The organism is Aggregatibacter sp. 2125159857, assembly GCF_017798005.1.
Taxonomy (GTDB): domain Bacteria; phylum Pseudomonadota; class Gammaproteobacteria; order Enterobacterales; family Pasteurellaceae; genus Aggregatibacter.
Genome location: NZ_CP072548.1, coordinates 83679 through 95619, shown reverse-complemented (window position 1 = coordinate 95619; position 11941 = coordinate 83679). Strand labels below are relative to the sequence as shown.

Sequence of the window (11941 nt, the reverse complement as noted above, 5' to 3'; positions counted from 1 at the left end):
AAAGTGCGGTTCGTTTTCTCAGCATTTAAAAAATGCGTTGAAAACTGACCGCACTTTTATTGTCTTAAGAGCCTTTTTTTGCTTTGTAATCAGCAATCGCTGCTTTGATGGCATCTTCTGCCAAAATAGAGCAGTGTACTTTCACCGGCGGTAATTCGAGTTCTTCAGCAATTTGGCTGTTTTTGATTGCACCTGCTTCTTCTAAGGATTTACCTTTCACCCATTCAGTGATTAACGAGCTGGAAGCGATTGCGGAACCGCAGCCGTAGGTTTTGAATTTGGCGTCTTCGATAATACCTTCGTCATTTACACGAATTTGTAATTGCATCACGTCACCGCATGCCGGTGCGCCCACCATGCCGGTGCCGACGGCGCTGTCTTTTTTGTCCATAGAACCCACGTTACGTGGATTTTCATAATGATCGATCACTTTTTCGCTGTATGCCATTTTTTGTTCCTTCCTAAAATACTCTTTTTATTGGGCGGTTTGCTCCGCCCGTCAAATTAGTGGGCAGCCCACTCAATGGTGTTTAAATCGATGCCTTCTTTGAACATATCCCAAAGCGGAGACAATGCGCGTAATTTTTCCACTGCACTTTTCATTAAGCTGATGGTGTAGTCGATTTCTTCTTCGGTGGTGAAGCGGCCTAAGGTGAAACGAATCGAGCTGTGCGCCAATTCATCATTGCGCCCTAACGCACGTAACACATAAGACGGTTCTAGGCTTGCAGAGGTACACGCGGAGCCGGAAGATACCGCAATGTCGCGTAACGCCATCATTAAAGATTCACCTTCCACATAATTGAAACTGATGTTGAGGTTGTTGGCGACACGGTGTTCCATGGAGCCGTTAACGTAGGTTTCTTCGATATCTTTTAAACCGTTGTATAAACGATCGCGAAGGGCTTTAATGCGTGGAATTTCTGTTGCCATTTCTTCTTTTGCGATGCGGTAGGCTTCACCCATCCCAACGATTTGATGAACAGGCAATGTCCCGGAACGCATACCGCGCTCATGACCGCCGCCGTGAATAATGGCTTCTAAGCGGATACGTGGTTTACGGCGAACATATAACGCACCGATCCCTTTTGGTCCGTATAATTTGTGGCTGGACATGGACATTAAATCCACCGGTAATTCGGCAAGGTTAATCTCCACTTTGCCCACGCTTTGGGTGGCATCTACATGGAAAATGGTTTTATTCGCACGACATAATTCGCCGATAGCTTGAATATCCTGAATCACGCCGATTTCGTTATTCACGTGCATGATAGACGCCAAAATGGTATCCGGACGCAATGCTGCTTTGAATTTTTCTAAATCGATTAAGCCATCGGATTCCGGTTCTAAATAGGTGACTTCAAAGCCTTCACGTTCTAATTGGCGGCAAGTGTCCAACACCGCTTTATGCTCGGTTTTGCAAGTGATAATGTGCTTGCCTTTGGTTTGATAAAAATGCGCCGCACCTTTGATCGCCAAGTTGTCTGATTCTGTTGCACCGGAAGTGAACACAATTTCACGAGAATCCGCACCAATGAGATCGGCAATTTGATTACGTGCAATATCAACGGCCTCTTCTGCTTGCCAGCCGAATTTATGGGAACGCGATGCCGGGTTGCCGAACACACCGTCAATGGTTAAATATTCCATCATTTTTTTTGCAACGCGTTCGTCCACCGGACAAGTCGCCGCATAATCCAAATAAATAGGTAATTTCATTATTCACTCCTAAATAGTTTTATTTTAAACCACACTTCTAGCTATGTTGTGGGGCATTTGTAATCACGAGTAGATTTTCAAAATCCTCGTGTTTATGATGACGAACATTTTGTTTCTCTTTATGTTGAGAAACCAATTCCGCCAAAGTAATTTCATTGAGAAAATCGGCAATGCGTTGGCTAAGTTTGTCCCATAATTTGTGTGTGAGACATTCGCTTCCATTTTGGCAATTACCTTTCCCTAGGCATTTGGTGGTATCGATATTTTCATTAACAGCAGCGATGATCATGCCGATGGAAATTTCATCAGGCGCATAACCCAATTTATAACCACCGCCTGGGCCGCGTACGCTTTTAACTAAATGATTGCGACGTAGCTTAGCGAATAATTGTTCTAAGTAAGAAAGAGAAATGTTTTGGCGCTCGGAAATATCAGATAAACTTACGGGCCCATCATTGGCATGAATGGCAATGTCAAGAATTGCGGTGACTGCATAACGACCTTTTGAGGTTAATTTCATCTTTTATGTTCCTAAATAATAAACTAAACAAAGAAATCTTACATTGTTGACTTTTACAGTCAACTATTATTCTTTTACGATTTAAGCTTTTTTCTCACCGCACTTAGCATTCCGAGCAGAATATTGAGCTCTGTTTTTTCCAACTCGGCACGACCGTATAAACGACGGAGTTTTTGCATAACCCCTTGATTTTGAATAAAGCCAAGGGATTGATAAAGCTGCTCCGTATGATGATAAAAATATTCCAGCTCCTGCATCGATGGATAAATATCGGTATTGACGGATGTGGCTTTCGCTTCTGTCGTGGTGGCTAAATAAGCCATGCGTATTTCATAACTGATCAATTGCACTGCCATAGCAAGATTAAGCGACGCATAATCAGGATTGGCAGGGATAGTGACGTGATAGTGGCATTTGAGCAATTCTTCATTGGTCAATCCCACACGTTCACGCCCAAAGACAATCGCGACTTTTCCGTTTATTGCATGATGAATGGCTTTTTCACCACATTCGCGCGGTTCAATCAGCGAGTTTTGCAAATGACGCAATCTTGCGCTAGTACCAATTACTAAAGAACAATCGGCAACAGCTTCGGAAAAAGTGTTGACGACAACCGCACTTTTCACGACATCTTCCGCACCGGCAGCCAGCGCAATCGCTTGATCGTCTATGCCTTGTTTCGGTGCCACCAACACCAAATCGGTTAATCCCATTGTTTTCATTGCCCGCGCTGCAGAACCGATATTGCCACTGTGCGAGGTTTCAATTAAAACAATTCGAATATTTTTTAACATGATGTTTATTGTATGACTGAAAACGGCGCGTATTTTAGCATAATACCCTTTGTTTTTAGTCAACAATTCTAAAAATTTTTCTGATAGCTATTTTCTTCCAAATCTCTTATACTCTTAGCCCAAATTTGTTCTTTAAAATCCGGTGGAATCTATGAATCCTATGTTAAATATCGCGATTCGTGCAGCACGAAAAGCAGGCAATATTATTGCAAAAAATTATGAGCGTCGTGACGACATCATCACGATGGAAAAAGGTAAAAACGATTATGTGACTAATGTCGATAAAGCTTCGGAAGAAGCCATTATTGAGGTCATCAAAAAATCTTACCCTAACCACACCATCATCACTGAAGAAAGCGGTGCGTTAGAGGGCAGTGATAACGATGTTCAATGGGTGATTGATCCGCTGGATGGCACCACAAACTTTGTAAAAGGTTTGCCTCATTTCTCCGTTTCTATTGCTATTCGTGTTAAAGGCCGCACCGAAGTTGGCGTGGTTTACGATCCTATCCGTAATGAATTATTCACTGCCGTGCGCGGTGAAGGCGCAAAATTAAATGACCTGCGTTTACGCGTGGAAAATAAGCGTGATTTATCCGGCGCTGTACTTGCCACCGGTTTTCCGTTTAAACAAGCTAAATATATGCCAATGCAATTCAATATGATGCAAAGCTTGATTGAAGAGGCGGCGGATTTCCGTCGCACCGGTTCTGCAGCGTTAGATCTTTGCTATGTGGCAGCTGGTCGTGTTGACGGCTATTTTGAATATGGCATTAAAGCCTGGGATGTGGCAGCTGGCGATTTAATCGTTCGTGAAGCCGGCGGTATCGTGACCGACTATCATGCCGGCCATGGCTACTTAAAAGCCGGTCATATTGTTGCCGCCGCGCCGCGCGTGCTGAAAGATATGTTGAATAAAATTCAGCCTTGCTTAGCCGAAGATTTAAAATAAGAAGAAAATCGACCGCACTTTCCACCCAAAGTGCGGTCGTTTTTTTACGTTCCGTGTGTGGTTTGTTCGTGCATCAAGATGCACGCTACGCATAAAATCGATAAAAATCCCACCTGAATTACCTTGCGTTTTAGGGCTAAAGGCGTATTATAGCCGTCTAGATGTAAATCCCTCTAAACATCTTTGCGTTTGTTATTACACAGAATTATTTTGGAGAAGAGTATGAGTCAATATTTATTTACGTCCGAGTCCGTTTCTGAAGGGCATCCGGATAAAATCGCCGATCAAATTTCTGATGCGGTATTAGATGAAATCATTAAACAAGATCCGAAAGCCCGTGTTGCCTGCGAAACCTATGTAAAAACCGGGATGGCATTAGTGGGCGGTGAAATCACCACCTCTGCTTGGGTTGATATTGAAAACTTAGCGCGTGAAGTGATTTGCGATATTGGCTACACCAGCTCTGAAATGGGCTTTGATGGTCGTTCTTGCGCGGTATTAAATGCGATTGGCAAACAATCTGCCGACATCAACCAAGGCGTGGATCGTGAAAGTCCGTTAGATCAAGGCGCAGGCGACCAAGGCATTATGTTCGGTTATGCCACCAATGAAACCGATGTGTTCATGCCGGCCGCTATCACTTATGCGCACCGTTTAATGGAACGCCAAGCACAAGTGCGTAAAAGTGGCAAATTAGATTGGTTGCGCCCGGATGCGAAAAGCCAATTAACCTTTAAATATGAAGATAACAACATTGTCGGCATTGATGCCGTGGTGCTTTCTACTCAACATGCTGAAACCATCAGCCAAAAAGACTTGCACGAAGGCGTGATGGAAGAAATCATCAAACCGGTATTGCCGGCGCAATGGTTATCCAAAGACACCAAATATTTTATCAACCCAACCGGCCGTTTTGTGATTGGTGGCCCGATGGGGGACTGTGGTTTAACCGGTCGTAAAATTATTGTGGATACTTACGGCGGTGCAGCTCGTCATGGTGGCGGTGCATTCTCCGGTAAAGACCCATCGAAAGTTGACCGCTCTGCTGCTTATGCTGCCCGTTATGTGGCGAAAAACATTGTTGCAGCCGGTCTTGCCGATCGTTGTGAAATCCAACTTTCCTATGCGATTGGTGTGGCTGAACCGACATCCATCATGATCGAAACTTTCGGCACAGGTAAAGTGGCCAATGAATTGTTGGTCAATTTAGTGCGTGAATTCTTTGACTTACGTCCGTACGGGTTAATTAAAATGTTAGATTTAATCCAACCGATTTATCGCCAAACAGCGGCTTATGGCCACTTTGGTCGCGAACAATTCCCTTGGGAAAAAATCGATCGCGCAGCAGACTTACGTGCTGCGGCAGGATTAAAATAATCACTCCTGTGAAAATAAAATCCTAATGTGCGTTTGCCCGTTAGGATTTTTTTTGAATCGTAGCGTGCAACTTGTTGCACGAAATCATGAGTGCCAGAAAGGGTTAAATAACGTTCCGTGCGTGGTTTGGTCGTGCATCAAGATTGCACGCTACGCACGAAATCGTGAATGCCAGAAAGGGTTAAATAACGTTCAGTGCGTGGTTTGGTCGTGCAACAAGTTGCACGCTACGGGGGAGGAATCCTCCTGTGAAAATTAAAATCCTAACGCGCGTTTGCTCGTTAGGATTCTTTTTAGTGGTGGCGCTCAATCACAATAAAATGAGGTGCCATTCATTTGTTTTTGTTGATTAGTGGTTACATCCACAGCCACAACCATGGCTTTCATGCGCTTCTTCATGGTGCTCATGAGCGTGATCATGATGGTGGTGATGACCGCCACAACCGCAGCCATGGCCTTCTTCATCGCTGTCATGACCGCCGCAGCAACCGCCTTCTTGGTGTAAATGGCCGTGTGCGATTTCTTCCAATGTTGCTTCGCGTGTATCGATGACTTCTACCGTGAAATGTAACTCTTGACCGGCTAACATATGGTTACCATCGACGACAACATCCTTGTCACCCACTTCCGTAATGACCACAGGCAACGGTCCCATATCGGTGTCGGCAATAAAGCGCATGCCTACCGCCAGATCATCTACACCAACGAAAACGTCTTTCGGCACGCGTTGTACCATGTTTTCATTGTATTCACCGTAGCCTTCTTCCGGTTTTACACGAACTTCAAATTTGTCACCTACCGATTTGCCTTCCAAGGCATTTTCTAAACCGATCACAAGGTTATTATGACCTTGTAAATATTGTAACGGTTGATTTGCCGGTGCTTCATCCACTAACACACCGTCTTCAGTACGAACTTGATAAGCGATACTTACCACCACATTTTTTGCAACTTTCATTGTTTACCTCATTTGTTGAAAGGAAGATTTCTACGGCAATCTTTACCGTAAAAAACATTGTCATTCTATAAAAAATCGCTTTCGGGAAAAAGAGATTAGTTGAATAACTTAATTTGTGCGCTCACTGTCGCTTTTAATTCCGCCTTACTGTGGCTATCTAAGTTAACTTCATCTGCATTTTCTGAAGCGAATGCGCTCGCTTTAGACAGTGGCATCATGCGGCCTTCAAAATAGGGAAGTTCATTTCGGCTATCCAAATTTAAATTGAGAATTTCATAGCCTTTTGCATTGAGTGAAGTTTGGATTAATTGGGCTTTATGTTGGAATTGCGCTAAAGCACTTTTCATCATTTCATCTTCAAATTTAGCCGTAGCTTCTTTGGAGAGTTTTTGCATCACCTCGGCAATGGCGAAGGTGTCATTGAGGTCAGAAATCACTTGAGACAGTGCCACAAAATCCTTGCTTTCTAAGACTAAATCGGCACGCTCAACCCAGCCGGCTTGTTTGCCTTTGTCATCGTAACGTACTTGTGTGTTACGGGCATTTTTCTTAATTTCTACCGCACTTTGTTTTTTAATCACGTCTAAGGCGACATTGACTTTTTCATTGATGGTTTGGTTTAAGGCTTTTAAGCTTTTATTTTCTTCTTTGATGAAAAGTGTCACGGCCATTACGTCATAATCCACTTCTTTGGACACTTCTGTGCCAAAAGAAATAACATTTTTGCTCGCTTCATCGACAGATTGGGGTTCTGCGTGAGCGGTTAACGCAAGGCTTAAAGGCAAGAGTAATAAAGTGAACGATTTTAATTTCATGCGACTCTCCTACATAACGTGTGGTGGATATAAAGTGCGGTTGTTTTTACGACTGTTTTTTTAATGCTTAATGAACGCTTCTTCGTCATCATCTAAGTCATCTTCATCATCAAAAAACTCGCCATCATCGCCGTATTCATCTTCTTCTGCATTCGGATCTTCAAAATAAGTGCCCCAACCGTCATAGTTGCCTTTATATTTTTCTAACAGTGGCAATAATTCTTTTTGTTGTGCATCAATGATTTCCGGTTTCAGTTCCACTTCGCTGATAATATCGCAACAGAATACCGCTTTGCCATTTTCTTCTTCAAACTCTTCCGCTTCGGACACTTCATAGCCGGCTTTAAACGCCTCCATGACAATTTTTTCTAATTTATCGAAGTCATGATGAGAAATATGGTGTTCAATAATATACAGCGCATCCGGATCGCTGCCGTCATTTAATAAATCAGTAATAATGTCTCGGGTTTCGGCTTTTAATTCATCTAAATGACTCATAGAGATTCCTTGTTAAAAATGGGATGGGCGAGTGCAAATATGATACAGGAATAAAAAGAAAAATCTTCTCACAAGGAGAAGATTTTGATGTGATGTTTCTTATTTTTTCAATAAATCGCGAATTTCGGTTAATAATTTTTCTTCGCCGGTCAATTCTTTGACTTTCTCTTCCGGTTTTTTCAGTTTATTTAACGCTTTAATCATCATGAAAATTGCAAATGCGATAATGATGAAATCAAAAACGTTTTGAATAAACACACCGTAATTTAATGTCACTGCCGGGGTTTCTCCCACAGCATCGGCGAGCGTGATTTTAAGATCTTTAAAATCCACGCCACCGGTTAAAATACCCAATACCGGCATAAAAACATCTGCCACTAATGAGCTGACAATCTTCCCAAATGCGCCACCGATGATCACACCGACAGCCATATCAACAACGTTACCGCGCATAGCAAATTCGCGGAACTCTTTAATAAAACTCATAGCAATCTCCTCATAGTCATGAAAATACGTAGGGCTATTCTCCCTACGGGTTGAAAAGGCGCACATTATAGGCAGTTTATGCCCGAAGCACAATTTTTTCTTGTTTAAATAAAGAACGCACTCGGTTGGAATAATTTCTCCACATCAGAAATGTATTTTTTCTCACTTAAATACACGATGACATGATCGCCCTCTTGAATCAGCGTTTGGCTGTTGCCGATAATCACATCATTGTCACGCAAAATAGCACCGATTAAGGTCCCGGTCGGCAGTTTCAGCGATCCTATTTCACGGCCAATGACATTGGAGGTGTTTTCATCGCCATGAACCACAATTTCTAATGCCTCTGCCAAACCATGGCGTAAAGACACGACGTTTGCCACATCTCCTTTGCGGACATGACCTAGCAAGGCTGAAATCGTGGCTTGCTGTGGCGAAATGGCAATATCAATGGTACCGCCTTGAATCAAATTGATATAGGCCATACGCTGAATTAATACCATCGCTTTCTTCGCACCAAGACGCTTGGCAAGCAAGGCCGACATAATATTCGCTTCATCGTCACTTGAAAGGGAAAGGAACACGTCAATGTTTTCAATATGTTCTTCAAATAATAGGTTTTGATCGGAGGCATCTCCGTGAAACACTAAGGTTTTTGACAATTTTTCTGCCAGCGCGGTTGCCCGTTCGGCATTTCGTTCAATGAGTTTCACCGAGCAATGGGCTTCCAATTGTTTTGCCACGCCGGCACCGATATTCCCACCACTGACAATCATCACGCGCTTATAGGGTTTTTCGAGGCGTTGCAGTTCACTCATGACCGCTTTAATGTGTACGGTAGCACAAATAAAGGTAACTTCATCGCCAGCTTCAATGATTGTTGAGCCCTGTGGGCGAATGACTTTATCTTGGCGCAAAATCGATACGATACGGCAATCAATGTGCGGCAAATGTTCTTTTAGTGTGGAAATGGAATACCCCACCAACGGCCCACCGTAATAGGCTTTCACCACAACCAAACTGATCTTATCTTTCGCAAGATACGCCACCTGTAATGCACCGGGATAGCTAATTAAACGGACAATATCCTGCGTGACCAAATTTTCCGGAGAAATAATGTGATCAATCGGAAAGGCATCGGTAGAAAATAATTTTTCTTTTTCTTTCAAGTACTCACTGTTACGAATACGGGCAATTTTGGTGGGCGTATTAAATAAGGTATAGGCAATTTGGCAGGCAACCATGTTAATTTCGTCAGAACTGGTTACGGCAATTAATAAATCTGCGTCGGGCGCACCGGCATCACGCAAAATTTTAGGCGAGGAGGCGAGGCCTTGCATGACGCGTAAATCATGTTTGTCCTGTAAATGTTCTAAATTCAACGACTCATCGTCAACCAGCGTGATGTCATTATCTTCACTCACTAAATTCGTTGCCAAGGTCGAACCCACTTGTCCGGCGCCTAAAATAATTATCTTCATTTGATTCTCTCCATGGCTAACGTTAGCCCTGACGTTTTACCAATTTCGCATAATAAAAGCCATCGCCACCGTCAATTTGTGGAATAAACTGAAAACCGACCGCACTTTGATTGTGCGCCAGCACATCAGGCGGCAGATCTAGTGCCGCCAATTGTGCGTCCGGCGTCTTTTGCAAAAAGCGCTCAATTTGCTGCGCATTTTCTTCCGCAAGCACAGAACAAGTGGCATATAACAACACCCCGTTGGGTTTTAAATAATGCCACAATGCATCCAAAATCTGCCCTTGCAAAGCGACTAACTGCTCGATATCAGCCTCTTTACGTAACCATTTAATATCAGGATGACGGCGAATTACCCCGGTGGCAGAACAAGGTGCATCTAATAAAATGCGGTCAAAACGCACCGCACTTTTACCCAATTTATCTAGCCATGCTTGTGGATTCGCTGCGTCGCCACACACGATAGTCGCCTGTTGCTGCATGCGTGCTAAATTTTCTTTCACCCGTTGTAAACGGTTTTCTTCCACATCCAACGCCATCACATCAGCCTGCGGCGCCAATTCTAAAATATGGGTGGTTTTGCCGCCCGGTGCCGCACAGGCATCTAAAATAACCTCATGATTTTGTGGCTGTAATAATAACGCAGCCCATTGCGCATGAAGATCTTGGACTGTCACACCACCTTCGGCAAACAACGGTAAATTTTGCACGGCTGTCGGCTGAGTTAACCCCAGCGCCTGCGGATGAGACGTCACCTGCGTTTCCATCTGCTGCGCCGATAATAAAGTGCGGTAAGTTTCCAAGCTGTTTTTTTGCGTATTCACCCGCAACCACATTGGTGGCTTTTGATTATTGGCGCCAATGATCTCACGCCAGTTCGGATAAACCTTTTTCAGTTTATTCACAAACCAATCGGGATGCAGCGTTTGCCAATGTTTATCCACAATCGCAAGAATATCCTCTTGTTCACGCAAAAATCGACGCAGCACCCCATTCACCAAACCACGAAAGCTGTCGGATTTTAAAGATTTCGTTGCATTCACGACTTCATCTACCGCAGCATGCGCTGGCACACGCATATAAAGCAGCTGATATAAACCGACCAACAACAAACAATGCACAATACGCGTTTTGCCTTTAAGCGGCTTATCCACAAGACGCTTAATAATTTGTTCCAAACGAGGCAAGACGCGACATACGCCGAAACAAATTTCTTGCAACAAGGGGAAATCTTGCGCTTTCACCGAAGATTGCGCTTCCGGTATTAACGTGGACAAGGATTTCCCTTCATCCAATACTTGCAAAATCACTTTCGCCGCCATCGCTCGTGTCGAAAGTGCGGTGGTTTTTGGCGGTGTTTTTTTAGAGGAGCGTTGATTTTCCATTAGGCAAGCACCTTACCCACTTGGAACCAATCAGCCCGTCCGTTTAATAAATCCTGAGCAGACATTGGTTTCTTGCCCGCGGGTTGTAATTGCAATAAATTCAGTACACCATCCGCTGTCGCAATTTGAATACCCTGTTTATCAGCGGCTAAAATCGTCCCCGGTATTTTATTCACATGGGGTAACACGGTTGCCTGATACACTTTCAGCGTTTGCGGATGAGTCTGTCCATCCATTAATTCCAAATAAGCGACTGGCCAAGGATTAAATGCGCGAATGTTGCGTTCCAGTTGTGCTGCCGATAACTGCCAATTTAACTTCGCTTCTTCTTTGGAAAGTTTATCGGCATAATTACTTTGGGTGTCATCTTGTTTTTCCGCGGTGAATTTACCGGTTCCTAAATTATCCAATACATCAATTAATGCTGACGGCGCGAGCTCCGCCAGTTTGTTGTAAAGACTTGTGGACGTTTCTGTCGGCAAAATATCACAATACACTTTGTGCAACATATCGCCCGTATCCAAACCGGCATCCATTTGCATAATCGTGACACCGGTCTGTGTATCGCCTGCCCAAATTGATCGTTGAATCGGTGCGGCACCACGCCAACGCGGCAACAAAGAACCGTGCACATTTAAGCAACCATAAGTCGGCATATCCAAAACGGCTTGAGGCAAAATCAAGCCATAAGCCACCACAACCATCACATCCGTATTTAATGCACGCAATTCTGCTTGGGCTTCCGGCTTTCGCAAGGATTTCGGTTGATAGACAGGAATCTGATGTTGCTCAGCTAACTGTTTCACAGGGCTGGCTTGTAATTTTTTACCACGCCCGGCAGGTTTATCTGGCTGAGTGTAAACGCCAATAACGTTATGGGAAGAATTGAGCAAAGCGTGTAAATGCTGTGCAGCAAAGTCCGGCGTGCCGGCAAAGAGAATATTGAGTGGTTTCATC

The 11941-nt window shown here is 43.8% G+C and carries 13 protein-coding genes; 2 read left to right on the top strand and 11 right to left on the bottom strand.

Features of this window, described 5'->3' with window-relative positions:
- Positions 1–64: 64 nt before the first annotated feature.
- The 4 genes from iscU to trmJ all read right to left on the bottom strand — a co-directional run bounded on the left by iscU (position 65) and on the right by trmJ (position 3033).
- Positions 65–448 (bottom strand): Fe-S cluster assembly scaffold IscU, encoded by a 384-nt coding sequence (iscU, locus tag J5X96_RS00495; RefSeq protein WP_021616852.1) that lies wholly within the window; start codon positions 446–448, stop codon positions 65–67.
- Positions 449–504: 56 nt separating this feature from the next.
- Entirely contained in the window at positions 505–1719 is a 1215-nt protein-coding gene (locus J5X96_RS00490; protein ID WP_021616851.1) for an IscS subfamily cysteine desulfurase, read from the bottom strand.
- 37 nt (positions 1720–1756) lie between these two features.
- The gene (iscR, locus tag J5X96_RS00485) at positions 1757–2239 is read right to left on the bottom strand and encodes a Fe-S cluster assembly transcriptional regulator IscR (RefSeq protein WP_209363591.1); all 483 of its coding nucleotides are present in this window, start codon (positions 2237–2239) and stop codon (positions 1757–1759) included.
- Between the two features lie 74 nt (positions 2240–2313).
- A complete protein-coding gene (gene trmJ, locus J5X96_RS00480; RefSeq protein WP_209363588.1) occupies positions 2314–3033 on the bottom strand; it encodes a tRNA (cytosine(32)/uridine(32)-2'-O)-methyltransferase TrmJ in 720 nt (239 codons plus the stop codon).
- 151 nt (positions 3034–3184) lie between these two features.
- Between trmJ and suhB the strand changes: the two genes are divergently transcribed.
- Both suhB and metK read left to right on the top strand, forming a co-directional pair.
- Entirely contained in the window at positions 3185–3985 is an 801-nt protein-coding gene (gene suhB, locus J5X96_RS00475) for an inositol-1-monophosphatase (RefSeq protein WP_209363586.1), read from the top strand.
- Positions 3986–4207: 222 nt separating this feature from the next.
- Positions 4208–5362 (top strand): methionine adenosyltransferase, encoded by a 1155-nt coding sequence (gene metK / locus J5X96_RS00470; protein ID WP_021616847.1) that lies wholly within the window; start codon positions 4208–4210, stop codon positions 5360–5362.
- Positions 5363–5711: 349 nt separating this feature from the next.
- On the opposite strand, the gene slyD is transcribed toward metK, so the two are convergent.
- The 7 genes from slyD to fmt all read right to left on the bottom strand — a co-directional run bounded on the left by slyD (position 5712) and on the right by fmt (position 11940).
- The gene (gene slyD / locus J5X96_RS00465) at positions 5712–6320 is read right to left on the bottom strand and encodes a peptidylprolyl isomerase (protein ID WP_209363584.1); all 609 of its coding nucleotides are present in this window, start codon (positions 6318–6320) and stop codon (positions 5712–5714) included.
- A gap of 95 nt (positions 6321–6415) precedes the next feature.
- On the bottom strand, positions 6416–7135 hold the full coding sequence (locus J5X96_RS00460) for an SIMPL domain-containing protein (RefSeq protein ID WP_209363582.1): 720 nt from the start codon (positions 7133–7135) through the stop codon (positions 6416–6418).
- Between the two features lie 60 nt (positions 7136–7195).
- Positions 7196–7633 carry a ribonuclease E inhibitor RraB gene (rraB, locus tag J5X96_RS00455; protein ID WP_209363580.1) on the bottom strand — a complete coding sequence of 146 codons (438 nt, stop codon included), beginning with the start codon at positions 7631–7633 and terminating at the stop codon, positions 7196–7198.
- Positions 7634–7732: 99 nt separating this feature from the next.
- Positions 7733–8119, bottom strand: a complete 387-nt coding sequence (gene mscL / locus J5X96_RS00450) for a large-conductance mechanosensitive channel protein MscL (protein WP_209363578.1) — start codon at positions 8117–8119, stop codon at positions 7733–7735.
- A 104-nt stretch (positions 8120–8223) separates the two neighbouring features.
- On the bottom strand, positions 8224–9600 hold the full coding sequence (gene trkA, locus J5X96_RS00445; RefSeq protein ID WP_021616841.1) for a Trk system potassium transporter TrkA: 1377 nt from the start codon (positions 9598–9600) through the stop codon (positions 8224–8226).
- 22 nt (positions 9601–9622) lie between these two features.
- On the bottom strand, positions 9623–10984 hold the full coding sequence (gene rsmB, locus J5X96_RS00440; RefSeq protein ID WP_209363576.1) for a 16S rRNA (cytosine(967)-C(5))-methyltransferase RsmB: 1362 nt from the start codon (positions 10982–10984) through the stop codon (positions 9623–9625).
- The gene (gene fmt / locus J5X96_RS00435) at positions 10984–11940 is read right to left on the bottom strand and encodes a methionyl-tRNA formyltransferase (protein ID WP_209364713.1); all 957 of its coding nucleotides are present in this window, start codon (positions 11938–11940) and stop codon (positions 10984–10986) included. The genes rsmB and fmt overlap by 1 nt, the downstream gene beginning before the upstream one ends.
- Position 11941: the final 1 nt, after the last annotated feature.